Here is a 26,169-nt window from a genome sequence, read left to right as displayed (position 1 = left end):
TTTAGGCTGCTTCTTTATTTTTCAAAATATTTCTGATACCACAGTTCAAAAGTTACCAGCTGCCAGATTTTCACCCAGTCATACTCATGTTCCTGATGATTCCACCACTCATCAATTACTGCACTATTGAAGAAGTTTCTCTTTTTTAAACTTTCAAGATTTTCAACAATAAAATCTCTTACTCTTTTTTCATTCTTAATGAAATAATGAACCGGAAAAGAAAATCCTTTCTTAGGCATATTCAAAACGGATTCAGGAAGATATTTTTCAGCTGTTTTACGCAGCAATGGTTTGTTCTTACTTCCATTAAATCTGATATTCTCAGGTAAAGACGCTACATAATTGATCAGATTATTACTCAGATAAGGGTAACGAAATTCCACGCTATATTTCATAGCGCTCAGGTCATCCCTGAATACATGATGGGAAGACAGTGAATATTTCATATCGTATTCAAAATATCCGGAATAGCTTTTTGATTCAGAAGCATGGTAACCGGATAAATCAGTGTTAATGTTTTTAAAAATAGATTTCTGTAAAAGACTTTTTACTTCCGAAGGCATCATACTGATCTGGCTCTGTCTGAAAAAATCAAACATATCATCCTGAGAAAAGTAGTTTTTTATCCGTTGCGAAAATTTATCTTTGGTAAAAATAAAAGGCTTTACAAAGTTAAAATTCCTCATCAACAGCCATCTATTCAGCTTTAAGGTATGGGAATAGCCGGCAAAAAGTTCATCGGCACCATTTCCGCTTAATACCACTTTAAAATCTTTGTCATGTGCATATTTTGCGGCATTGATCAAAACTTCAAAACTGCTGTAAGGTTCTTCAAAGTGCTGAATATTTTCCTTAAGCTGTTCCAGCGCTTCATCGTCACTCACTTCTTTGATGTCATGTGAAACACCAAAATGTTGGGCAGCCAGAGATGCGTTTTTCACTTCTTCTTCAGAAAACGGGTAAGAGATGGTGTACGTGTTGATATTGGGATTGAAAGGTTTTGATTTTGAAGCAATTAAAGTAGAATCTATCCCACCGCTCATCATCACTGCTACAGGAACATCTGCATATAATTGCTCTGATATACTTTCGGAAAGCAGTTCATCTATTTTGCTTACAGCTTCTTCTTCCGAAACTTTTTTTTCAGACGGCGAGGGCAGTGTCCAGAATTTTTCTTTGGTAATTTTATGATCTGTTAAATCAATAGTTATAATAGAAGCTGGTTCCAGGGATAAAATATCCTGAAAGCATGTTTGCGGAGCTAATGTCGTTTGAAAAAGGAAATTGGTGTAAACGCCATTCCAGTTGATTTCAGGCTTTACAAATTCATTTTTCAGCAACGCTTTTATCTCTGAACCCCAAACCACTCCCTTTTCACTTTGATGGTAAAAAAGTGGTTTCATTCCTACTCTATCTCTTGCCAGTATAAGTTTTTTATTGGTAAGGTCAACAATACAGATTGCAAACATCCCATCCAGCTTTGAAAAGGTTGAGTTCCCCCACTCCTGGTAGCTCTTTAGGATAACTTCAGTATCAGAATTGCTTCGGAATGAATGGCCTAAGGACTCGAGTTCTTTTCTTAATTTTTTAAAATTATAAATCTCTCCATTAAAAGTGATAATGATCTGTTCATTCTCTGAAAGCATCGGCTGATGGCCTTTTTCAGAAAGATCAATAATGGATAATCTGCGGAAACCCAAGGCAATATCAGAACTTCTTTCCTGTAAAACCGGAAACTGTTCTTTAATTTTCGGAGTAGAATCATTTCCTGAGAAAGAAATCCCCTGCTCATAATCATACAGCCAGAATCCTTCATCATCCGGCCCGCGATGTTGGATCGCCTGATTCATTTCCAGAATATTTGTAGAGGAAATACTTTTATGAAATGAATAATAACCGCTGATTCCGCACATACAATGAATTAATAGATTTGTAAAAATAGGAAAATGACTTTGTTTTCCGTCCCTGAACTGAGTAAATTATTTCTTCAAAAATTTTTCTTTTAAAAGCTGAATTTCTTCTTTTGATACCATGTAATCTTTCAAACTGAAGGTGGTAGAACTATAAAATTTTCTGAACAGCAGAAAGGCAGAAACCAAATATGATGATGTGGTTGCAAGACAAGCACCCAAAATTCCCCATCTTGGTATTGCAATGAAAGAAAACACTACCGTAACAATCAGTCCTACAATTGATTTTATATTGAGAATTTTCAGCTCCCTCATTCCAGAGAAGTAATGTCCTACCATATCACTCACAGCGATCGCAAAAATTCCCGGGGATAAGAGAAGCATAATTTCTTTGGTATTTCTGAATTCTTTTCCGAAAATCATTTCATAGACCTGCGCCGGAATAATAATGATTCCCAGTACAAAACCTATCATCAGAATAAAGGTCAGTTTTAAAGAATCCTTGGTCTTTTCTACAGATTCTTCCCTGCTTTTACTATTCACTACATCTGAATATAAAACCACGGCAATACTGCGGGTAATCGTCCAGACCGCTTCGGAAAAAGTCACTCCGATAGAAAAGATCCCTACGCTGGCAATGCCTTCAAAATATTCAAGAAAATAAAATGAAAGTCTATAATTCAGAAACTGGACAAATGCACTCAGCTGGGTTTTCCAGCCGTATTCAAACATATTTCTGACAACATCTTTACAGAATGATATTTCGGAAATATCACATTTCTTAATGATCTGAAAAAAGCTGGTCAGAAAAAGAAGCGCCAGACATCCGATCTGTGCAAGAAAGTATACTGAAACATCTTTCTTTCCGAAGAGATATACCAATATCCCGATAAATATGATGTGTATAAGCTGTTGTAAAACAGTATAAATATTAAACTTCCTAATATCCTGTGTTCCAATAAATAAACTAATATTTGTGGATAACAGTGAAGAAAAAACAGAAATTCCGATAAGATACAAAAGATATTCACTCTGAATAGAAGCCAGGCTGAATAGAAAAGGAATCAAAAGCCCCGTCAGAAGAGACCACAAGTAGGCAAATAATAAAACTTTCTCTATTTTAAACCTTGAGGCAAAATAGGAAGCACTGCTTCCCGAAAAGATACTGCTGAAAAAACTCACCGCTGCAGCATTGGCAACCACAATAGAAATGGTTCCCTTTCCTTCGCTTCCCCACATATTCGTAGAATAGATCACCAGCCCGAAACTCAGGATCAGAATAAGAAAACGTGAGACAAAGGTTTTAATAATAGTAAGCTGCATAGCAATTATTTATCATTAGATTTTTTCACAAAATCAACAAACGAATCTTTTATCGTTCCCCAATTATATTTTCTTTCAAATTCATTCCGTGCATTGAGAGCATGCAAATGATACAATTCCGGGTTTCTTACATATTTGAGGATAACTTCTGAAATGGCTTCAGCATTCTGCGGATCTACCAAACTGCCAAATGAAAGCGTGCCCATATGTTTTCGGATTCCCTTCAAGTTTGAATAGATCACTGGTTTTCCCGCTCCCATAAAGTAAAACAATTTTATTGGCAGTGAGTGATTATTTTCAAAATTGATTTCCCGAAGGTCAAAACATAGGTCTGCATCTGCAAACGCTTCTGTAAACCGCTCAAAAGCAGCAGGTTTTCTGATCTCGATATTATTAAAAGAATATTTCTTCAGTAATGCTGAAAAATAGAGTTCATCACTTTCCTGTACTGTTGATCCGATAATCAGAATCTTAATATGAAGGGCTGGAACTTTTTGACAGAGAAGATCTACGGCCTTAAAGAAATTTTCAATCCCTTTATCTTTAGAAATCTGACCTGTATAGCATAAAGTAAGGGCATTAGGCTCAGGATTCTTGATATTTTCACTGATATACACAGGATCCGGATAATAAGGAAGAATCATTTGTTTTTTAAAGCAAAAAAAATACGCCAAAGGAAACGTTTTTGTCCTTTCTCCAAAAATGAGATGAGTACTTAAAAAACCTGCATACCACTGAATAAGAGAAAACTTAACGGCCTGAAAGATTTTAGCGGGAAACCGATATCTGTCCAGCATTGACATGGAAGGATACCATTCTGTAACATCAAAGATACAGCTTGCATGATGTTCTTTTACGAATTTCTTTGAAGCCACCACAGCAAGAGGTTCGGAACAAATAATCGCCTGGGGTTGAAAATTGTCACAAACCTTACGGAATGTTTCCATTTTCTTTTCTATATTTTCTTCCAGAATGGCGTAGGATTCTATTTCAATTCCGTCAATAACTCCATTGTACGCTGCATACAAACTGCATATTTTTACTTCATACCCATTATCTCTAAGAGCCTTTGCCTGATGATAAAAAATACGGTCATCATTATAGCTGTGGGATGTCGTTAAAAAAAGTACTTTAGGCATTAGTCTTACTCGAATCTATGCAAAGATACATTAAAACAAAAAAGTGAGAAACACGTTCTCACTTTATGATTATTCAGCTGTATAAGCTTAATAGCGTTTATTTTATAGAAGCCGCCCAGCTTTTCTCTAAAGGAAGAAGGAAGTGGCTCAAAAAGTCAAGGTAAGTGTTTTTTGAGAAGTCAAAAACCTGGATATCGTCTGAAAGTTCTCCATTTCTCAATTTTGCTTTAAAATCAATCAGCTTTAAAGTTTTCACTTCACCATTTTCTACAAAACTAGCTTTCATTCTGTCGAAAAGCCCCAATTGATATTCTTCATCAATTTCTCTCATTACCTTCCCTAAAGCATCAATGCTGCATCCTGAAGCCATTTCTTTTTCTTCATCTACACACACCACAATAAACTGATTCTTTTCAATTTTAAATGAAGAAGAAAGCGGTTTTCCATGTGCGGCCCATGTAGCAAGGAAATCAAATAGCTTTTCGGTAATTGTCTTTGCTTCTTTAGTTTCAAAAGGTCTTGAAGCCGGATATATAATGACTCTGTAGTCGTTGGTTTCTACAATATTAGATTCTTCGATTTTCATAATGTAAGTATTTATTTTTCAAGGATCTGTGTAATTACTTTCAGTTCTGATTCTTGAACAGATATTTCTGAAATGATGATATCAAACCCTTATTATCTTAAAGGCAAAATTACGCAATTTTCTCGAGTTTGAGATCATTGTATTTTTTACTCAGCACATAAAGCATCATAATAAAAAGCGGAAAAATAAACGGAAAGAAGAACCTCAATGCTGCCGACTGTGGAAAGAAAAAGAATTTGATGTACACGTTTACAAGGAAAAGGACTGAAATCATCCTTACCCATGCATCTTTGGAACGCCAAAATACTATTGCGATCATGATGCTTACAGATAAAGTTACCTTTTTGAAGTAGATAATCTTGATATAAATAATACTCAGATAGTCTTTTAAACTTACATCGATGGGATGTGTCGAAATAATAGGTCTTCTGTCGATAAAAGTGTCGTAAAAAACGTCTTTCCAGCCTGGATAATGGTAAAATTTAATGATCGCCAGATACATCGCTAAAAGTACTGCGCCCTGTGCAATAAGGGAAACATCAATCTTCTTTTCTCTGAAATAGTAAAAGAAGAAAACTGCCATAATATAAGTAAGGGTAAATGTAATATAATCCGGTCGTATAAAAGTAATAGCGAACAGAAGCACAAACATCGCCCATTTATCCCAATTTTTTATTAAACCGATGATAAAGATCAGGATAAACTGAAAAATGAACATATCCGGTGTGGAAACCCTGGACATATATGTCATTGGCGGCAAAAGCATACAGACAACTGTTAATCCTGCTGCCAACCAGTATTTCTTCGGAAACAGAAGTTTTAGAATATAAAACAATAATAATCCGGAAAAAAAATAAGAAATAAGACTGGTAAACAGGACGGCCATTGGAGAGCTAAGTCCCAGCTTATAAAAAAGGGTTATTACAAGAATATACCCTACTTTGATTTGAAAATAGGGTAATTGTTCTGTAAAAGATTGTGTATTTTTTACGAAATACTGCCTGGGAATATCCCACTGCTTTATTCCGATGATGTCTGTATAATGGTCTGCAGGAGCTTCTTTTTTTATTTCATCATAAGTGATGATACGAACTCTATCCGGTGAATTCGGGAACTCAAAAGTGTACATACTTCCTAAATACCCCGGCATATCCCAGTCATATACTCTGTTTTGGTAATTCCAGAATGTAAGAGCAGCAAGTATCGAAATTATAAACAAAAAGGAGAGTCTCCATTCTACCTTCATAAACCTGTATAAGATTACAATTATAAATCTTCTGCTTCAGCAAGAAGTTCAACAATATCTTTTACGGCTACTTCTGTATTTTTGTTAAAGTGTTTTACACCATCGGTCATCATGGTATTACAGAATGGGCATCCAGTAGCAATTACCTTTGGCTCAAAAGATAATGCTTCTTCTGTTCTTTCAATGTTGATGTCTTTTTTTCCTTTTTCAGGTTCTTTAAACATCTGTGCTCCTCCTGCTCCACAGCAAAGTCCATTGGTCTTGCAACGCTTCATTTCTACAAGCTCTGCATCCAGTTTCTCAAGCAGCATTCTTGGAGCTTCATATTCATCATTGGCACGTCCCAGGTAACAAGGATCGTGGAAAGTAATTTTTTTCCCTTTGAATGCGCCTCCTTCTATTTTCAGTCTTCCTTCTTCCATTAAGGTTTTAAGGAACTGAGTATGGTGCACTACATCAAAATGGCCGCCTAAGCTTGGATATTCATTTTTTAGAGTGTTGAAACAATGTGGGCAAGCCGTTACGATTTTCTTTACTTCGTAAGCGTTCAGCACTTCAATATTCGTAAGGGCCATCATTTGGAAAACGAATTCGTTTCCTGCTCTTTTTGCAGGATCTCCGGTACAGCTTTCTTCCTGTCCCAAAACAGCAAATTCCACCCCTATCTTATTTAATATCTTGCAAAATGCTTTTGTAATTTTTTTAGCACGGTCATCAAAGCTTCCCGCACATCCAACCCAAAATAAAACTTCCGGGGCTTTTCCTTCGGCAGCATATTCTGCCATTGTTTTTATATTGAAATCCATTTCTTTTTCAATTTGAAAATGTGAGAATCTGGAAATTTGAAATGATTAGAATTGTATCAATTTCAAATTTTCAAATCGATTAATTATCTAGTTTTCCGATGCCCAATTAAGACGGTCAGCCTGATTGTACTGCCAAGGAGCTGCATTATTTTCCACATTGGTCATCATCAGATTCAGTTCCTGTGGAGCAGCAGACTGTTCCATCACCAGGAATCTTCTCATTTCAAAAATTATGGAAAGCGGATCAAGCAATACCGGACAGGCTTCTGTACATGCATTACATGTTGTACAAGCCCAAAGTTCTTCTTTTGTGATATAATCGTTCAACAGTTTTTTACCGTCATCAACGAATTTTCCGTTTGCATCAATATTTCGTCCTACTTCTTCCAATCTGTCTCTGGTTTTCATCAGGATAAGTCTCGGAGAAAGTTTTTTACCGGTAATATTAGCCGGACAAACGGAAGTACAGCGTCCGCATTCTGTACATGAATACGCATTAAGCAGCTGTACCTGGTTAAGGTCAAAGATATCTTCAGCACCAAATTTAGACGGCACATCAGCTTCAGCTCCTTCAGCTGGTGCAGCATAAGGATCTGCGTTAGGATCCATCATTAATTTGATCTCTTTAGTTACAGAGTCTAGATTATTGAATTTTCCTTTTTTATCAAGATTTGCATACCAAGTACTTGGAAATGCAAGGATAATATGCAGGTGTTTTGAGTAATAAAGATAGTTCATGAAGAAAAGAATTCCCACAAAATGGAACCACCAGGCTCCTTTTTCTGTGAACATCAAAAATCCGCTGTCAAAATTGAAAATTTCCAAAAACGGAACGAATGTCATTTCACTAATCGGGAAGCTTCCATGTTCAGGAAAAACACCTCTCGCCTGTAAAATAAAATCTGAAGCATTCATCATAAAGAAAGCCATCATCAGAGCGAATTCAATGATCAAAATCCAGTTTGCATCATTTTTAGGCCATCCGAAAAGTTCTTTCATTGTCAATCTTTTCACTCCGTAAAAATTTCTACGAATAAAGAAAATAACAACACCAATCACCACCAAAAGTGCTAAAACTTCTAGTGTTGCAGTGAAGAAATTATAAAATGTATGTCCTAAAATGCTTGATAAGAAACGATGTGTCCCAAATATTCCATCAACAACGATTTCTATTAATTCGATATTAATAATCACAAAACCGACATATACAAAAAGGTGCAAAACTCCCGCAACAGGACGTGCCGTCATTTTACTCTGACCCATTGCTACACGAGCCATCGTTCCCCAACGTTCTCCTTTTCTGTCGTTTCTGTTGATTTCGTGACCTAACCTGATATTTCTATAGATCTTTAAAAGGCTTTTGGCAAACAAACCAAATCCGGCCACTAATAAAATCAGGAAAATAATGTTATCGATGTACTGCATACGGTGTATTAGTCTTTATTATTTTTACCGAAAACCGAGAAGTTGATATATCTTTTCGGGTTCGCTTTCATATCTTCAATTAATGTATTCAGGTTGGAAGAAGCTGAGTTCAGATTATTGTAAAGCTGATCATCTTTCATCAGTTTACCTAAACTTCCTTCTCCTTTGTCTATTCCACCAATCACCTGATTCAGTTTTCCTACAGTAGCATCCAAGTTAGCAATAGTTGCATTCAATTGTTTAGTATCAATGCTCTGTGCCAGATTTCCGTATTTATCCAGCGTCACTTTTCCACTCTGCATCGTAAGGCTTGCATCATCCAGTACTTTCTGAAGTTTAGGATCATTGTGTCCTACCAGGCTGTTTACACTTCCTGCTGTAGTCTGTAATGCACCTACGGTTTTATTAAGATTGGATAATAAAGCTTTTATTTCAGCTCTGTTTTGAGCATCAACAAGCAGATTGGCATTAGCCATCAGAGAGTCTACTCTGTGTAGAACCACCTGCAGTTGATCTTTTACCGGACCTACCTGAGAAGAAAGACTTCCCAACGTTCCCAGTTTGAAAGCTCCCTGCAGGGTATCACCGTCTTTAGCGGTCTGACCTCCGTATGCAAGGTTTACTCTCATTTCTTTGCCGGACATTAATCCTGGTTCAAAGATTTCTAATGATGAATTTTTTGAAAATTCAAATTTGTTATCTACTGTAATTTTTACAACAAAATTAATTTTACCGTCTTTTGAGGTTAGAGGAATAATTTTATCCACCTGCCCTACTTTCAATCCGTTGATAGAAACCGCAGAAGACTGTGCCAGACCTTCTACATTATCATATTTTGCGTAAAATATATTGTCGGTAGTAAAAAGGCTTTTCCCTTTCATAAACTGAAACAATACCACAAAGCCTACAATAGCCAGAAGTGTGATCACACCAGCTTTTAATTCTTTACTGAACTTCACTTGCTAATTTTTTTCTAATAAGCAAATATAACACATTTTAAATAAATCTTTTCCAATATTGTTCTGCGTTAAATACAAAAAAAAGCGACAAAAAAAATTGTCGCTTTTTATATCATTGAAATGATTTTTTTATTGTTGTTGATTTCCAAGTTTACCCCAGATTTCAATTCTAAAATCTTCAATATCTGCATTGTCCTGAAGACTCTTCATCCAAGCCTGTCCGAACATTCCAGAACTTCTCTGAGTAAGAGACTCTGTAAACTGCTTAAGATCTCCAGGTTGTTTGTTGATTGTTTCTGATTTTTTAATCAAAACATAAACTCCTGTTCCACCTTCAACCGGGTTAGAAAGCTTACCTTTTGCAACACCGAATGCTGCACCGGCAACTTTAGGTTCCATAGAACCAGCTACTGAAGGGTTCAATAGATTTACCTGAGCAGATTGTTTTGGAGCTGCAAATAATTTAGCTACCTGATCTAAGCTTGAAGCTTTTGCTGCAGTAATTTTATCAGAAATTTGTTTTGCAGCCAGTTTATTTTTAACGATAGTCTCAATCTGATCTCTTACAGATTCCGGATCAGCAAGACCTGCATCCTGTTTTCCATTCAGATAAACTACAATTTTATCACCTGTTCCATCTACAGTAAATAGTTCAGTATCTCCTTTAGTTCTTTTCTTATCGAAAGCCCAGGTAAGAATCTCTGCATCTTTTTCAGTACCTAAGCCCTGAATCTGACCTTCAAATCTTTTTGCTGCTTTTGGATTAGAGAACTGGTAATTTCCTTTTTTAGCAATATTCACGAAATCGTTGAAAGATTTTCCTTGAACCTGCTGAATGAATTTTCTTGATTTTTTGTCTGATTCAGCCTCAGTAGCATCTGAAGGTTTAATTGCTTTCACAAGGTTGGCAACTTTATACCCCATTGATCCTGATTTTTTATCTTCAATATTGATGATATGGTAACCGAACTGTGTTTCTACTACTCCTGTAGCTCCTTTAGGATTGCTTGCAAGGTAAGCAAGGAATTCTGGTACGAAAGGCGTTTCCGGAGTTGTCCATCCTAAGCTACCTCCTTGAGCTGCAGAATTCGGATCGCTGGAAAGCTTAAGGAATTCTGTAAATTTAGCTGGAGTTGCTTTTACAATAGCACCAATAGAGTCTGCTAATTTCTTAGCCTGTTCTTTCGATCTTGTTACTCCTTCGCCTGCAGGACTTCCTTTGAATGCAATAAGGATATGTCTTGATAAAGTAGAATCTGAAGCTCTTTTACCAACAAGTTTAGAAACTACATAAACGTCTTGCTCTTTATAAGGCCCAAAAGTCTGACCTACTGCTGCTGTAGTAATCTGATCTTTGATCGTTGGAGGCAATTGAGCAGGATTCATATACTGAGGATTGAATGGCGCATCAGAATTTGCCATTACAAACATAGAATCGTTTTTCGTGTTCTGGAAGTTTTCCGTACCTCCGCTTGCATCTGTACCTCCTGAATATAATTTTGTAATTTCTTTCAGAGTTGCCGCATCATCTGCTGCACTAGGTTTTGATGGGAAGTATACAACACCGATATTTCTGCTTGGTTCAGCTTTGAACATTACAGGGTGTTTCTGGATGTAGTCTGCCAGATCCTGTGTTGTAACATTGATCTTGGTTTTCTGAAGATATGCCACATAATCCACTTTCACAAAGTCGATATCTGCAAGCTGATCTCTCTGCTTCATCAATTCTTCTGCTTCTTTCTTACCGGTAGTGATACCTGCTGAAATATTGGTAAACACCTGTCTTGCCATTAGTCTGTATTCAATCGTCTTTCTAGTTTTCAACCATTGATTATATCCTTCAGGATTGGTGTTTTTTAATGTTTCAATTTCTTTTTTAAGATCTTGAGTTTTAAAGTTACCTTTCTCATCAAAGAACTGCTGATTCTGAGCAAACATCTGATCGTACTGGATTTGGTTCCAGAAATAATCATCAGTCATTTCAAAGCCTAGTTTCTCAAACTGTTGTTTGATAAGTTTAGATTGTACAAGTAACTGCCACGCCTGCTCTTCAAGACCGGCTTTCGGACGACCTTGTTGTTCAGCCTGCTGCTGCAACACGAAAAGCTGATCATTGAACTCTTCGCGGGTGATTTTCTCACCATTTACTTTTCCTAAAACGTCAGGATTTTTACCAAAAACCTTGTCGATACTATCCGGGTTCACCAAGAACGCCAAAAGCGCTAAGGCTATTACTCCCATTAAAAGCCAAGGCTTACTCCTAATCTGTCCTAAAATTGCCATTTTATAAATTATAGTTTTTTATCAGTTTGCGAAAATACACATTTTTAAGAAATTACAGAAACAGAACTGCTTTATTTTGATTTTTAATGCAAAGATTATCTAAAAAAGGAAATTTTGACCGTATTTTTAAGTAAAAAACAAATGGCATAAGTATTGTGCATTTTTAGAATATTATAATATGCCACACGTTTTCAGAGCATATTATAAAAAATCCCTTTAACGATAAAAAACGAAAATGACAATTTGTCATTCGATTGACTATGATAGAATTTGAAGATATTAGTTTAGAAGAAATGATCAGTGACGGATTTGATATCGTAACTGAAGAAATCAATCTTTCCGACTTCGCTGAGACTGATAAAAATTCCGAACAGAAAATATTCCCTATACTTCCCGTAAGAAATATGGTAATGTTCCCCAATGTGGTAATTCCTATTACTGCCGGGAGAAAAACCTCTATACAGCTTCTTGAGGAAGCCCAGAAGAACGGAGATTTCATTGGAATTGTAAGCCAGAAAAATTCGGATATGGAACAGCCTGCCGAAAAAGATATTTATACAACCGGTACCTTAGCAAAGATCATTAAGATTATTAAGCTTCCGGAAGGAAATATTACGGCGATCACGAAAGGTTTCCATAGATTCAAGATTAAAAAGATTGTTGAAAATCAACCTTATTTCAGGGCAGAAATATCAAAATTAAAAGATACACGTCCTAAAAATCAGGAGGAATATGAAGCATTGCTTGAAAACATCAAGGATCTTGCTTTAAAGATCATTGAACTGGACCCGAATATTCCTAATGCAGCCAATTTTGCGATCAAAAACATCAATAATAATGATGATCTTCTTAATTTCATCTGCACCAATGCCAATTTTTCTTCAATAGCAAAACAAAAGCTTCTTGAAGAAAAAAACCTGATGATAAGAGCTAATCAATGCTACGAAATGATGCATGAAGATTTCAGAAAACTGGAATTGAGAAGCCAGATTCATCAGAAAACTTCAAAGGATCTTGACAAACAGCAGAGAGAATATTTCCTGAATCAACAGATCAGAACCATCCAGGAAGAATTGGGCGGAGGACCTGAAAGCGATGTGGAAGATCTGATTGCCAAGGCTAAAACCAAAAAATGGAGTAAAGAAGTAGAGGAGCATTTTCAAAAGGAAATCGGCAGATTACAACGCCAGAATCCTAATTCTCCCGACTATAATGTACAGAGAAACTATCTGGATTTCTTTACAGACCTTCCCTGGGAAACGTATACAAAAGATATTTTTGATATTGCAAAAGCAGAAAAAGTGCTTGACAAAGCTCACTTTGGGCTGGAAGATATCAAGAAAAGAATTTTGGAACACATGGCTGTTTTAAAATTAAAAAATAATATGAAGTCTCCTATTTTATTGCTGGTAGGGCCTCCAGGAGTTGGTAAAACCTCTTTAGGAAAATCTATTGCAGATGCTTTAGGAAGAAAGTACGTAAGATTATCTTTAGGTGGTCTTCATGACGAAAGTGAAATCCGAGGACATAGAAAAACCTATATCGGTGCTATGGCGGGAAGAATATTACAATCGATCAAGAAATCCGGTACGTCAAACCCGGTAATCGTACTTGATGAGATTGATAAAATCGGACAGGGACTTCATGGGGATCCAAGCTCAGCACTATTAGAGGTTCTTGATCCTGAACAAAATAAATCTTTTTATGATAATTTTCTTGAGATGGGTTATGACCTGTCAAAAGTAATGTTTATTGCTACAGCCAATTCTCTTTCAACGATACAGACTCCTCTTTTGGACAGAACGGAAATTATTCAGATTGCCGGGTATACTTTAGAGGAAAAGATTGAGATTGCGAAAAGACACTTAATCAAGAAACAACAGGAGGAAAATGGCCTGGATGCAAAGTCATTCAAACTTGGAAATGCAGAGCTTAAGCATATTATAGAAGCACACACTTCGGAAAGCGGTGTAAGAACTCTGGAGAAAAGAATTGCTGCCGTTGGAAGATGGGTAGCCCTTCAGACTGCTTTGGTAAAAGAATATGATCCAAAAATTTCAGTAGAAAAAGTAGATGAAATCCTTGGAGTTCCAAGACCAAAAAGTTTGTCAGAAATTACCGGAGTTCCAGGAGTTGTAACAGGTCTTGCCTGGACAAGCGTAGGCGGAGATATTCTTTATATTGAAAGTATTTTAAGCAATGGTAAAGGAGCATTAACGATGACCGGAAACCTTGGTACGGTAATGAAAGAATCTGCAACTATTGCCTTGGAATATATTAAAGCCAAGCATGACGAACTGGGAATTCCACAGGAGGAACTGGACAAGAAAAACATCCACGTACACGTTCCTGAAGGGGCAACTCCTAAAGATGGACCGTCTGCAGGTATTGCAATGCTTACATCAATGGTTTCTTCTTTTAAAAACAAAAAGATAAAACCTCACCTTGCGATGACGGGAGAAATTACTTTAAGAGGAAAAGTGCTTCCTGTAGGAGGAATCAAAGAAAAACTTCTTGCTGCTACAAGAGCCGGAATTAAAGATGTTATCCTTTGTGAAGCCAACAGAAAAGATGTTGAAGAGATCAAAAAAGATTATTTAAAAGATCTGAAAGTACATTACGTCAGCAGAATGGAGGAAGTCATTGACATCGCCATTGAAGAATAAAACAATTTGTAACATATTAACTTCTCAATAAGGAAACACGTTCTGAGTATCAGAGCGTGTTTCTGTTTTATCAACAAATACATTCTTTTCTTCGTTGCATGGAATAAAATTTGATACAATAGAAGAAAATCCTGAAGGATTGAATAAAAAATTTTTCAATTCAAAGGGGTTTTCTTATTTTTATTCCACACTGCAGATTTTTAGATTATGAATTTTCTTAGACTTCCTTTCCTTGCCAAGCTTACACTTGTGGTCATTTCCATCATCGGTCTTGGCTATCTTCTGGCATTAGGACAGAGTATTTTAGCTCCGTTTTTCCTGGCATTCCTTATGGCTATGCTATTTTTGCCGGCAGCCACTTTTATGGAAAGAAAGTTAAGATTTCCGAGATCCATGTCTACAATGACTTCAGTATTTATTATGCTGATAATTCTAAGTGGTATTATTTATTTTTTCACCAATCAGCTGTCTGACTTCAGCAAAGATCTTCCACACCTCAAGGAGCAGTTTACCACTGTTTTCAACAGCCTGCAGCACTGGGTTTCCAAAACATTTAATGTAAAAGTGGATGAACAGGTGGATTATATTAACCAGGGATTAACGAAACTGTTATCTTCTTCGGGAGTCATTTTAGGATTTACTTTTGGGATTTTCTCAACGGGATTCGGCTTTATTATATTTTTCACCCTGTTTTTTATCTTTATTTTAAATTACAGAAGGCTTTTAAATAATTTTATCGTCACCGTTTTCAACGAAAGACATAAAACAAGTGTACAGGAAGCTGTAAATGAGATCCGTATCATGACCAAGAAGTATATCTTCGGGCTTTTTCTTCAGGTAATTATCGTTTCTGTTTTAACATCTATTCTCCTTACAGTTTTAGGAGTAAAATATGCCATTCTCTTAGGAGTTCTTACCGGGTTATTAAATGTGATTCCTTATCTTGGAATTTTTATTTCACTTCTAATTTCCTGTTTTATAGCTTTTGCAACGTCTACTCCTTCAACATGTATCTATGTTGCTTTGGGATATATTGCGATTCATGCTGTAGATGGAAATATTGTCCTGCCATTTGTAGTGGGCTCCAAAGTAAAAATCAATGCTTTATTTTCATTTATTGGAATTCTTTTAGGAGAGCATCTTTGGGGAATTGCAGGAATGTTCCTGTGTATTCCGGCGATTGCTATTATAAAAATTATCTGTGAAAGAGTTGACGATCTCAAACCTTGGGGAAGATTACTCGGGGAAGAACAGAGACCTGATAAAAAGAAGAAAAGTTATAAGATTTCTAAGAATATTACGCTGAAGGAAATGGACTGATCATTACTAAGAGCAATATGTAATGAGTAATAAATAATATTATTTTAAAGACTTGAGCTTTTAAATTTAAATAAAAAAGACTGCCTTTTTAAAGACAGTCTTTTTTATTGTTATGGAAGAGGGCACAAGGGACTCGTTCCATTTGGACAAGTTTCTGTACATAGGATATAAGATGGATTGTCTGGACAATATCCGTAAGTCGGGCCTTCAGGATTTCCTCCCGGGCCACCTAAACAAGGATCACCAGGTGGAATTTTACATGGACATCCAATCGGTCCTATATCACATTTTCCAACACCTCCTCCCCCTTGGATTTCTCTTAAATCCGTACGATTTAATTTTTTAAGATTTTTTAGCATGATTTATAGTTTTGATTTGCTTTTCGAAGATATGCAATAAAATTATACAAAAGCACTAATTAACGCACATTAACAATTGATTTAATATTTTATGTTAAATAAATAACAAAATATTCTATTTTTATTTTACATTTGATATCAAATCATCAATCATGAAAATAATAAAATTCATTTTATGCTTACTGTTCGGTCTTATGTTTATTAATGCCGGATTAAACAAGTTTTTTAACTATATGCCTATGGAGAAACCTACTCCGGAGCAAATGAAACTCTTCTCTGCTTTCGGAGAAATCAGCTGGCTGATGCCATTAGTGGGTATCGTAGAAGTCATTGGCGGATTACTGTTTATTTTCCCAAAAACAAGAGCATTGGGAGCTATTGTTATTTTACCAGTGATGGTAGGAATTGTTACCCATGTTTTCACTATGGACAAATCTCCAATGGGAATGGGTATTGCCGGGGTGATGTTCCTGATCAACCTTTGGATGATTATTGACAACAAAGAGAAGTATAAACATTTAGTTTCTTAAGATGGCAGATAATAGGTTGCAGGTTGCAGCACCAGTAGTCTTTACTACCTATAACCTATTATCTGCTACCTGCTATACAAAAGCACTGAAACCTGTAATAGAACGCCCTACAATCAATGAATTGATCTCTTTCGTTCCTTCATAGGAATAAATAGCTTCTGCATCTGCAACAAATCTGGCTACATCGTACTCCAGCAAAATTCCGTTTCCTCCCATTACTTCTCTTGCTCTGGAAACAATATCTCTGGTTCTGAGCGTACAGAAAACTTTAGCCAAAGAGGCGTGTTCATCTTTCAAAATTCCTTCATCTTGCATTTCGGACAACCGGAACACCATCGTTTGCATCGCAGTAAGATTGGACAGCATTTCTACCAAATGCCCCTGAATCATTTGAAATGAAGCAATAGGTCTTCCAAACTGTTCTCTTTTTCTGGTATAATCCAAAGCACTTTCATAAGCTCCTCGTGCACAGCCTGTGGCCATCCATGCTACTCCTGCTCTGGTCATTCTCAGTACTTTTCCGGTATCTTTAAATGAGTTGGCATTCTGAAGACGATTTTCTTCTGTTACAATACAGTCTTTTAAAGTAATTAATCCGTTCTGGACAATCCTTAGAGCCATTTTTCCTTTAATCTTTTCTACAGAAAATCCCGGATTATCTTTTTCCACAATAAATCCTTTCACCTCTCCGCTATCCAGATCTCTTGCCCAGATAATAATGATATCAGCAAAAGTCGCATTTCCTATCCATTTTTTCTGACCGTTCAGAACCCAGCCTTCAGGTGTTTTTTTACAGGTTACAGTGAGGCCGCCTGCTGCTCCGGAACCTACTTCCGGTTCTGTAAGCCCGAAAGCACCTATTTTTTCAAATTTCTGCATTTGCGGAAGCCACTTTTGCTTCTGTTCTTCAGACCCGCAGATATAAATAGAACCCATTGCCAGCCCGGATTGTACTCCAAAAAATGTCGCAATGGAGGCATCCACTCTTGCCATTTCCATCGCAATGACTCCTTCCATCAGAAAAGGCATTCCCGGACAGCCATAACCTTCGTAAGTAACACCGCAGATATCCAGTTTCTGGAATTTTGGAATCAATTCAAACGGAAATTCGTCCCTTAGCCAGTAATGGTTTACCAGAGGTTTTACTTCTTTTTCCATGAAAGCTCTTACTTTAAGCTGAATTTCACGTTGTTCGAGAGTAAGGGTATGGTATATATCATAAAAGTCACCATCAATAGGTGGTAATTCTTTCTTTTTCTTTCCCGGATCAAGCATTTTCATAAGCCCGGAAAGCTGTTTATCATCCAGTTTTGAGAAATTATGCATCAGTTTCGGAAGATCCACTTTTTGAGAAATGGCACTCAGCTGATCAAAATCTATGGAGGTGAATAGTCCTATTGCGTTTCTGATTTTGGAAAAGGTATTTGACATAGTGATAGATTATAATTTTGGTTTGTAAAAGATAAGCAAAAATTGCTCCGAAAGCAAAGCACGAAGCCCTTTATTATTTTACAAAACACTTAATTTCAACCAATTAAAATAGAATATTCCGTTTACAAGTTTTTTACTTTTGATTTTCAAGCGTTACAAAACATTCTGACTGAACTTTGACTCAAGGAAAACAACAAAAATCAACGCTATGAAAACGACTTACATTAAATTATCTCTATCTGCTGTGCTTTTATTAGGAATTTATTCATGTAAAAAAGGTGAAGTTGCTGAAACAGATCTTAATGCTTATGCTACAACAGATTCAGCTTCTGCTATTGTTTCAGACAGCATTTCATCTGTTGCCGATATGAAGGTAAAAGACAAACAGTTCATCAAGACAGCAGATGTCAGCATGGAAGTGAAAGATGTATATAACGCAACCATCGCCATTGAAAAATCGGTTCAGGAACTTGGAGGTTTTGTTACCAACAGTAATCTTCAAAGCAATGTAATTTCTGAAGACACTTACAACACTTCCAACGAAGAAGCTATGTTAGTTAAAAAGTACCAGTCGGAAAATAGAATGCAGGTACGTATTCCTACTGAAAAGCTTGGCGAACTTTTAACAGCAATCAATTCAAACAAATTATTTCTTAATTCAAGATCCATCAATGCGGAAGATGTGACGGCCAACATCAAGTATTCTGAACTGGAAGGAAAAAGAAATCAAAAGACTTCTGAGAACATCAACAAATTAAAGACAAATAAAGATAAAGTAACGCTGGATGATGAGAATATGTCTGAAGGAAACCTTCAAAAGCTGGCAAGTATGAATATGACAGACGACCTGAAATACAGCACTATTGATATTTACATCAAAGAACCTCAATTGCGTATCGCTGAAATTGCCGTTGCCAATACCACAAGCATTGATAATAAATATAAATACAATTTCATCTATGATGCAAAAGATGGTTTTGTCTATGGTTTTTATCTGATACAGAGAATTATAGTTGCCCTTATCAATATCTGGCCAATTCTATTAATTGCAGCGGCTCTGATCTATTTCTTAAGAAAAAGAAAAATTTCAAAACCTGAGCAACCGAAAATCCAACAATAAAAAAACTCTACTAACCAATTGGTTATCATCATAATTTTAGATTTTACAACCTCCTGTTTTCGGGAGGTTTTTATTTTTTTTGAAAAAAAACTGTAACGATTGTAATACCTGCTTTACCTACTGTTTAAAAGAACAGAAAATCAAAAAAATTAATATTATGAAAAATTTAGTAAAACTTGGATTCGCAGCGTTATTATCATTGAGTTCTATGACTGCCAATGCACAAAGCAACACCAACAGCAAAGATAACAGCCTGCTTTGGGAGGTTTCCGGAAATGGTCTTTCCAAGCCTTCTTATATTACCGGGACTTTTCATATCTTATGCAGTAAAGATTTTGAAATAAAACCTAAGGTATTAAAAGCTCTGGAGAAATCTGACAACTTTGTTATGGAAATCAATTATACAGATCCTGCTGAAATGATGTCACTACAAAAAATGTATCAAAAAACGGATAAAAAAATTTCTGACCAGCTTTCTCCGGAAGAAGCCAGAGAACTGAATACTATTCTCACCAATTACGGAACGGATCTGAAAAGCGTAGATTCTTCAAATCCTCAGACACTCTATGCACTGCTTTCTACCAAGGCTATTCCTTGTCCCCAGACCGAAGTAAAGCTTTACGAAATGGAACTTCTTCAAAAAGCAATAAAAGATAAAAAAAGTATTAAAGGTCTTGAAAAAGTAGATGATCAGATGAAATCCATCAACGAAGCCTATGATCTGAAAAGCACCATAGCTCAACTAAAAATGGGTAAAGAATATGAAATCCTCTTCAGACAGATGATTGAAGCTTTCAAAAATGAAAATGTACAATCTCTTTACAGTCTTTTTAAAGATGAAAGATTCATGAATGCAAGACAGGAAAAAGCAATGCTGACCAACAGAAATCAAAATTGGGTAAAAATAATGCCGGAAATAATGAAAAAAGAAAGCTCCTTCTTTGCGGTAGGCGGTTCTCATCTGATGGGTGAAAATGGTATTATTCCACTTCTTCAGTCAAAGGGCTATACAGTAAAACCTGTGACGAGTTTATAACAATAACCTAACTATGAAATTATAGTGAGTAATCCAACTGAAACTGCCTTTTTAAAGCTTGTCAACCAGCACAAAGGTATTTTATACAAAGCCTCGCGGATCTATGCAGATTCTGTAGAAGACCGGGAAGATCTGCAGCAAGAAATCCTTATCCAGCTTTGGAAGTCCTATCAGAATTTCAAAGGGAACAGCGAGTTCTCCACCTGGATGTATCGGGTTGCCATCAATACTGCGATTACGTTTTTAAAAAAGGAAAAACAGAGATCCAATAATCATACAGATGCTTCTCATCATTTTGAGGTACTGCAGGAAGATTATAATCCCACAAAAGACAGGCAGCTGGAAATTTTCTACAGCGCAGTTCAGGAGCTGAATTCCTTAGAAAAAGCCGTCATATTTTATTTCATGGAAGGAATGTCACACAAAGAAATCGGAAATAATCTAGGGCTCAGCGAAGGCAATGCCCGCGTAAAACTCAACAGAACAAAAGAAAAAATACAGCAAATCATAAAAAAATCAGGCTATGAATTTTGATCAATTAAAAGAACAATGGAATAAAGAAGACAGTGATGTCCATATTCCTGACACTATAAAGCAATTAAAGGAAAGCAAACACCCTATAGAAAAAATCCAGAAAAATATGAAAAGAGAATTCCCTATGCAGATTCTAGCGATTATTCTCATGGCTTTTTTCCCCCTTCAGTTTCAGTTTCCTTCTTCACAATACATTATTTATTATGTATCCTATACCATGATGGTTGTAATATCTTCATATTATCTCTTTGGATTTTATAAGTTTTACAAACAGACGGAGCTTTACACAGGAAACACCAAAAACAGTCTTTGGAAAATATATCATGAGCTTCGTCTGAATATGGAACGATACCAGTCTTTCGGATTTTTATTGCTTCCTCATTTCCTGGTAACAATAGGACTTATCATCTATAACACAATGGAAGAGCACGGAAAATCTTTGACAGAGCTTACCGCTTCTCATCAGCAGGGATTAATCATCGCCGTACTGCTAGGGACTTTAGGGGTTATCACAAGTATCGTTCTATGGACAAAATATATTTATGGAGGAAGCGCCAAAAAACTGGAAAATATTCTGAACGAAATGGACGAATAAGATCTTAAATTCTTATCACCAAACACTTTTTATACAACCTCAGATGAACTCTGAGGTTTTGTTTTTTAAAAAAATGTTATTTATCGTCTTCAAATTTATCTGAGGTTTTATTTTTCCGTAAATTTGCAAATCAGAAATAAATCATTATGGATTATGAACTATTTTCATCCGATATATGACTTTCTGAACGATAAAAATTCTGTAATATGCTATCAAAAATAAATCCAACACAAACTAATAGCTGGAAAGCACTTGACGAACACTTCGGTGGAAATGACTTTGATCTTAGAAGCCTTTTTCATTACAATCCGAACCGTTTTAATGAGTTTTCCCTGCAAAAGGACAACTATCTTTTTGATTATTCTAAAAATTTAATCGATTCAAGAACGAAGGATCTTTTATTACAACTGGCTGAAGAAAGCCAGCTAAAGGATGCCATTTCCAGAATGTTCTCCGGTGATAAAATAAATGAAACAGAAGGAAGAGCAGTTCTTCATACAGCACTGAGAGATTTCTCAGACCGCGAAATTCTTGTGGATGGCGAAAATATCAAGCCACAGATCAAAAGAGTTCTTGATCATATGAAATCTTTTTCTGAAAAAATCATTTCAGGAGAACATAAAGGTTTCAGTGGAAAAGAGATTACAGATGTAGTAAACATCGGGATCGGTGGATCAGATTTGGGTCCTGTAATGGTTTGTTCTGCTTTAAAACATTTTAAAACAAGATTAAATGTTCACTTTGTTTCCAATGTGGACGGAAATCATATTGCAGAAGTGGTGAAAAACTTAAATCCTGAAACCACTTTATTCATCATTGCTTCCAAGACTTTTACGACTCAGGAAACAATGACGAATGCAAATTCAGCAAAGGACTGGTTCCTTAAGGCTGGAAAGCAAGAAGATGTAGCAAAGCATTTTGTAGCTTTATCTACTAATATTGAAGAAGTTAAGAAGTTCGGAATCGCAGAAGAAAATATTTTTGAGTTCTGGGATTGGGTAGGCGGAAGATATTCTCTTTGGAGTGCTATCGGATTAAGTATCGTACTTTCTGTAGGATATGAAAACTTTGAGCAGCTTCTTAAAGGTGCTTTTGATACTGACCAACACTTCCAGACTGCCGATTTCTCTGAAAACGTCCCCGTATTAATGGGACTTCTTGGAATCTGGTACCGTAATTTCTATGCAGCAACTACTTATGCTATCTTACCTTATTCTCAATATCTGGACAGATTCGCAGCGTATCTTCAACAGGGAGATATGGAAAGTAACGGAAAATGTGTAGACAGAAACGGTGAATTTGTAGAATATGAAACGGGACCAATTATCTGGGGAGAGCCAGGTACAAATGGTCAGCATGCTTTTTACCAACTTATCCACCAAGGTACAGAATTGATTCCGGCAGACTTTATTGCTTATACAAAAAGTCCAAACAAAGTTTCGGATCACCAGGATAAATTATTAGCGAACTTTTTCGCTCAGACTGAAGCACTTGCCTTCGGAAAACTGGAGGAAGAAGTTGAAGAGGAACTTAGAAATGCTGGAAAGTCTGATGAAGAAATAGACAGACTGATCAATTTCAAGGTCTTCCATGGAAACACACCCACTAACTCTATATTATTCAAAGAATTAACTCCTTTTTCATTGGGTCAGCTGATTGCTTTATATGAACATAAGATCTTCGTTCAGGGAGTTATCTGGAATATTTTCAGCTTTGACCAGTTTGGAGTGGAATTAGGAAAAGTATTAGCCAACAAAATCCTTCCTGAGCTTGAAAATAATGAAGCAATAAGCTCTCATGACAGCTCTACCAACGGGTTGATCAATTACTATAAAGAAAATAAATAGTAAGTAAAAAGAAAGTAAAAGTAAATCTATAAAGTAAAAAAGTAAAAATGGCAGAAATTCTTGACGGACTTAAAGTATCCAAGGAAATTAAAGCAGAGATCAAGGTTGAAGTAGAAAAGATTCTCGCAAGCAAAAAAAGAGCTCCACATTTGGTAGCTATTCTTGTAGGGAATAATGGAGCTAGCAAGGCCTATGTAAACTCAAAAGTAAAAGACTGTGAAGAAGTAGGATTTCAATCCAGCTTAATCAAATTCCCAAGCACAGTTTCGGAATCTGAACTATTGGAAAAAATTGACGAGCTTAATAAGTCTAAAGCAGTTGACGGGTTTATCGTTCAGTTGCCTTTACCGGACCAGATAGATCAGGAAAAGATCATCAACGCAATTGATCCAAGAAAAGACGTGGATGGTTTCCACCCTGAAAACTTCGGAAAAATGGCGCTTGAAATGGATACTTTCTTGCCAGCAACTCCTTTCGGTATTTTAACATTACTGGAAAGATACAATATTGAAACTAAAGGGAAAGACTGTGTAATTATTGGAAGAAGTAAAATTGTAGGAAGACCTATGAGTATCCTGATGGGTAGAAAAGATTTCCCTGGAAACTCTACCGTTACCCTTACACACTCTTATACGAAAGACATTGAAGAATATACAAGAAAAGCAGACATCGTAATTACCGCTTTGGGAGATCCTCACTTCTTAAAAGGGGATATGATCAAAGAAGGAGCTGTAATTGTTGACGTGGGTATTACAAGAGTAGACAATGACTCTCCAAAAGGATATTACCTTGCAGGTGACGTAGATTTTGACAGCTGTGCAGCTAAAGCAAGCTGGATTACTCCGGTACCTGGAGGAGTAGGCCCAATGACAAGAGCGATGTTGATGAAAAATACCATCATTGCTTACAAAACTTCGGTCTATAACGACTAATTTTAAAATGAATAAAGAAGAAGATATTTTATTAAAAGAAGGTAAAATGCTCCCTGTAATGGAGCATTTTTACACTTTACAGGGAGAAGGAGCACACACCGGAAAAGCCGCCTACTTTATCAGGCTGGGAGGTTGTGATGTAGGATGTCACTGGTGTGATGTAAAAGAAAGCTGGGATCCGGAACTCCATCCTCTGATGAATGCAGCAGAAATTGCAGAAACAGCTGCAAAACATTGTAAAACAATCGTTCTGACCGGTGGTGAACCTCTGATGTGGAACTTAGACATACTGACTTCCAGATTGAAAGAGCTGGGATGCACAGTGCATATTGAAACTTCAGGAGCTTATCCTATGAGCGGACAGCTGGACTGGATCACCCTTTCGCCAAAGAAAACAGGACTGCCTAAAGAAGAGATCTATCAAAAAGCTCATGAACTTAAGGTGATCATTTTCAATCAGCATGACTTTACGTTTGCACAGGAACAGGCCTCAAAAGTTTCTGAAAATTGTAAGCTCTATCTTCAAAGTGAATGGAGTAAAAGAGATGAGATGTATCCTAAGATCACAGATTTCATCCTGGAACACCCGGAATGGCAGGCTTCAGTTCAGACTCACAAATATCTGAATATCCCGTAAAAAAGCTTAAATTAGCTGGGCTTATCCGCTATAATACCGATAGATGCAGAGAATTCGATACTCTAGATACCTGAAATCGATCATTATGTTGCTTGACCTCATGGTTATTGCATCTATCTTCATATTCTTTTTTATAAGCAGAAACGAAAGTTTAAAATACCATAAAGAAACCTGGTATCAGAATATTTTTTCTCTGATTCTGTTGTTTTTGTTCTGGGTGCTTCTTAGCGGTAGGACAAAAATATACAACATTCCGAGAAACCTTACGTATACCTTGTTTCTTGAACGCCTTTTAATCCACTTCCTCTTTTTTATACTTGGCGTACTGCTTATAGGAAAGGTAAGTAACAATGTATTTTTCAATTCAGATATATACTGGCTCTCGCTTTACCTTTTCATTTTCATTTTTCTTGTAAAATCATTGGTCTATTTTGCGATCAAGTACTTACGTTCCCTTGGAGCTAATTACAGGAATGTGATGTTTTTAGGAGATAATCATTCCACAGAAATTCTAAAGAATATTTTTACAGACCGTAAAGACTACGGATACAGAATATTTGAATACGAAAATTCTGAGATCAATAGTAATGAGCTGGTTACTTTCTGGAAAAAGAATGGGATTCATACCTTATTCTTATCTATGGAAAATTCCTATGGTGAATGGATTCAGAATGAGATTTTTAAATTGGCAGAAGATAATAAGATTCATATTTCACTTATTCCAAGTATCACACAAAGCGATTTTTTCTTGTATGATCTTGGATATATACAAACTCAGCCGGTCCTTAACCAGGCAAGATATCCTCTAGATTATTATTCTAATTTTATAATGAAAAGGACGTTTGATATTTTGTTTTCTGTTGTTATACTGGTTTTCATCTGTTCGTGGGTGTTCCCGATTATTGCGGTTTTAATCAAGGCAACTTCCAAAGGTCCCGTATTTTTTCTTCAGAAAAGGTATGGTTTCCATGAAGAGGTTTTCAATTGTTTTAAATTCAGAACAATGGTTGTAAATGATGAATCAACAACCAAAACCACATCAATAAATGATTCAAGGATTACCAAAGTAGGTAAGTTTTTAAGAAAAACCAGTCTTGATGAGCTTCCGCAGTTTATCAATGTACTGAAAGGGGAAATGTCTGTAGTAGGTCCGCGTCCTCATATGCTTGCCGTAGATAATTATTATAAGCCAAAAATAGGGAGATACAGCTTAAGAAGTGTGGTAAATCCCGGTATCACAGGATTGGCACAGGTAAATGGACTTCGCGGCGACTTCGGAGATGTGGAAGTAGAGATGAAAAAACGAGTTCTGGCCGATGCTTTCTATGTAAGAAACTGGAGTTTTATCCTTGATCTGGTGATTATTTTAAAAACCGTTTTCCTGGTGATAGGCGGAGATAAAAATGCAAAATAAAGAACAGGACCAGACCAATATTGAAATAATTTTAACACAAAACCAGGCTTTAGTCTTCTTCCCGACTGTAG

Annotated in this window: 22 protein-coding genes; 11 read left to right on the top strand and 11 right to left on the bottom strand. The window is 36.3% G+C overall.

The genetic code is table 11. The features are described 5' to 3' along the window. Positions 1 to 14: 14 nt before the first annotated feature. From asnB to LC457_RS19630, 9 genes are all read right to left on the bottom strand, one after another. On the bottom strand, positions 15 to 1,913 hold the full coding sequence (asnB, locus tag LC457_RS19670; RefSeq protein WP_223601369.1) for an asparagine synthase (glutamine-hydrolyzing): 1,899 nt from the start codon (positions 1,911 to 1,913) through the stop codon (positions 15 to 17). Between the two features lie 66 nt (positions 1,914 to 1,979). Next, positions 1,980 to 3,233, bottom strand: a complete 1,254-nt coding sequence (locus LC457_RS19665) for an oligosaccharide flippase family protein (RefSeq protein WP_223601368.1) — start codon at positions 3,231 to 3,233, stop codon at positions 1,980 to 1,982. 5 nt (positions 3,234 to 3,238) lie between these two features. Further along, on the bottom strand, positions 3,239 to 4,372 hold the full coding sequence (locus LC457_RS19660) for a glycosyltransferase (RefSeq protein WP_223601367.1): 1,134 nt from the start codon (positions 4,370 to 4,372) through the stop codon (positions 3,239 to 3,241). A 97-nt stretch (positions 4,373 to 4,469) separates the two neighbouring features. Next, positions 4,470 to 4,958, bottom strand: a complete 489-nt coding sequence (locus LC457_RS19655) for a hypothetical protein (RefSeq protein ID WP_223601366.1) — start codon at positions 4,956 to 4,958, stop codon at positions 4,470 to 4,472. A 109-nt stretch (positions 4,959 to 5,067) separates the two neighbouring features. Beyond that, entirely contained in the window at positions 5,068 to 6,204 is a 1,137-nt protein-coding gene (locus LC457_RS19650; protein ID WP_223601365.1) for a hypothetical protein, read from the bottom strand. Between the two features lie 20 nt (positions 6,205 to 6,224). Then, complete coding sequence (locus tag LC457_RS19645) at positions 6,225 to 7,010, bottom strand: (Fe-S)-binding protein (protein ID WP_047381714.1); 786 nt, start codon at positions 7,008 to 7,010, stop codon at positions 6,225 to 6,227. An 87-nt stretch (positions 7,011 to 7,097) separates the two neighbouring features. Beyond that, positions 7,098 to 8,435 (bottom strand): (Fe-S)-binding protein, encoded by a 1,338-nt coding sequence (locus tag LC457_RS19640; RefSeq protein WP_047424663.1) that lies wholly within the window; start codon positions 8,433 to 8,435, stop codon positions 7,098 to 7,100. An 8-nt stretch (positions 8,436 to 8,443) separates the two neighbouring features. Then, on the bottom strand, positions 8,444 to 9,394 hold the full coding sequence (locus tag LC457_RS19635; RefSeq protein WP_223601364.1) for an MlaD family protein: 951 nt from the start codon (positions 9,392 to 9,394) through the stop codon (positions 8,444 to 8,446). A gap of 129 nt (positions 9,395 to 9,523) precedes the next feature. Beyond that, positions 9,524 to 11,677 carry a peptidylprolyl isomerase gene (locus tag LC457_RS19630; protein WP_223601363.1) on the bottom strand — a complete coding sequence of 718 codons (2,154 nt, stop codon included), beginning with the start codon at positions 11,675 to 11,677 and terminating at the stop codon, positions 9,524 to 9,526. A gap of 260 nt (positions 11,678 to 11,937) precedes the next feature. Here LC457_RS19630 and lon point away from each other — a divergent pair, with 260 nt between their 5' ends. Beyond that, positions 11,938 to 14,343 carry an endopeptidase La gene (gene lon, locus LC457_RS19625; RefSeq protein ID WP_223601362.1) on the top strand — a complete coding sequence of 802 codons (2,406 nt, stop codon included), beginning with the start codon at positions 11,938 to 11,940 and terminating at the stop codon, positions 14,341 to 14,343. A 207-nt stretch (positions 14,344 to 14,550) separates the two neighbouring features. Beyond that, positions 14,551 to 15,663: an AI-2E family transporter gene (locus LC457_RS19620; RefSeq protein WP_223601361.1), complete on the top strand. Its 1,113-nt coding sequence runs from the start codon at positions 14,551 to 14,553 to the stop codon at positions 15,661 to 15,663. 110 nt (positions 15,664 to 15,773) lie between these two features. On the opposite strand, the gene LC457_RS19615 is transcribed toward LC457_RS19620, so the two are convergent. Next, positions 15,774 to 16,022 carry a hypothetical protein gene (locus tag LC457_RS19615; RefSeq protein ID WP_223601360.1) on the bottom strand — a complete coding sequence of 83 codons (249 nt, stop codon included), beginning with the start codon at positions 16,020 to 16,022 and terminating at the stop codon, positions 15,774 to 15,776. A 152-nt stretch (positions 16,023 to 16,174) separates the two neighbouring features. Here LC457_RS19615 and LC457_RS19610 point away from each other — a divergent pair, with 152 nt between their 5' ends. After that, the gene (locus tag LC457_RS19610) at positions 16,175 to 16,552 is read left to right on the top strand and encodes a DoxX family protein (protein WP_223601359.1); all 378 of its coding nucleotides are present in this window, start codon (positions 16,175 to 16,177) and stop codon (positions 16,550 to 16,552) included. 72 nt (positions 16,553 to 16,624) lie between these two features. On the opposite strand, the gene LC457_RS19605 is transcribed toward LC457_RS19610, so the two are convergent. Continuing rightward, positions 16,625 to 17,983 carry an acyl-CoA dehydrogenase family protein gene (locus tag LC457_RS19605; protein ID WP_223601358.1) on the bottom strand — a complete coding sequence of 453 codons (1,359 nt, stop codon included), beginning with the start codon at positions 17,981 to 17,983 and terminating at the stop codon, positions 16,625 to 16,627. Positions 17,984 to 18,191: 208 nt separating this feature from the next. Here LC457_RS19605 and LC457_RS19600 point away from each other — a divergent pair, with 208 nt between their 5' ends. The 8 genes from LC457_RS19600 to LC457_RS19565 all read left to right on the top strand — a co-directional run bounded on the left by LC457_RS19600 (position 18,192) and on the right by LC457_RS19565 (position 26,098). Continuing rightward, positions 18,192 to 19,103: a DUF4349 domain-containing protein gene (locus LC457_RS19600; protein WP_223601357.1), complete on the top strand. Its 912-nt coding sequence runs from the start codon at positions 18,192 to 18,194 to the stop codon at positions 19,101 to 19,103. A 157-nt stretch (positions 19,104 to 19,260) separates the two neighbouring features. Continuing rightward, entirely contained in the window at positions 19,261 to 20,139 is an 879-nt protein-coding gene (locus LC457_RS19595) for a TraB/GumN family protein (RefSeq protein ID WP_223601356.1), read from the top strand. Positions 20,140 to 20,163: 24 nt separating this feature from the next. After that, the gene (locus LC457_RS19590; protein ID WP_223601355.1) at positions 20,164 to 20,673 is read left to right on the top strand and encodes an RNA polymerase sigma factor; all 510 of its coding nucleotides are present in this window, start codon (positions 20,164 to 20,166) and stop codon (positions 20,671 to 20,673) included. Continuing rightward, on the top strand, positions 20,663 to 21,268 hold the full coding sequence (locus tag LC457_RS19585) for a hypothetical protein (RefSeq protein ID WP_223601354.1): 606 nt from the start codon (positions 20,663 to 20,665) through the stop codon (positions 21,266 to 21,268). The genes LC457_RS19590 and LC457_RS19585 overlap by 11 nt, the downstream gene beginning before the upstream one ends. Before the next feature lie 206 nt (positions 21,269 to 21,474). Continuing rightward, positions 21,475 to 23,115 carry a glucose-6-phosphate isomerase gene (pgi, locus tag LC457_RS19580; RefSeq protein WP_223601353.1) on the top strand — a complete coding sequence of 547 codons (1,641 nt, stop codon included), beginning with the start codon at positions 21,475 to 21,477 and terminating at the stop codon, positions 23,113 to 23,115. A gap of 47 nt (positions 23,116 to 23,162) precedes the next feature. After that, positions 23,163 to 24,047: a bifunctional 5,10-methylenetetrahydrofolate dehydrogenase/5,10-methenyltetrahydrofolate cyclohydrolase gene (locus LC457_RS19575; RefSeq protein WP_223601352.1), complete on the top strand. Its 885-nt coding sequence runs from the start codon at positions 23,163 to 23,165 to the stop codon at positions 24,045 to 24,047. Positions 24,048 to 24,054: 7 nt separating this feature from the next. After that, positions 24,055 to 24,684 (top strand): 7-carboxy-7-deazaguanine synthase QueE, encoded by a 630-nt coding sequence (locus LC457_RS19570; RefSeq protein ID WP_223601351.1) that lies wholly within the window; start codon positions 24,055 to 24,057, stop codon positions 24,682 to 24,684. 43 nt (positions 24,685 to 24,727) lie between these two features. Then, positions 24,728 to 26,098 (top strand): exopolysaccharide biosynthesis polyprenyl glycosylphosphotransferase, encoded by a 1,371-nt coding sequence (locus LC457_RS19565; RefSeq protein WP_374200566.1) that lies wholly within the window; start codon positions 24,728 to 24,730, stop codon positions 26,096 to 26,098. The last annotated feature ends 71 nt before the right edge of the window (positions 26,099 to 26,169 follow it).

The organism is Chryseobacterium sp. GVT01B (assembly GCF_019970045.1).
Classification (GTDB): Bacteria; Bacteroidota; Bacteroidia; order Flavobacteriales; family Weeksellaceae; genus Chryseobacterium.
This window is presented reverse-complemented; position numbering and strand designations above follow the sequence as displayed.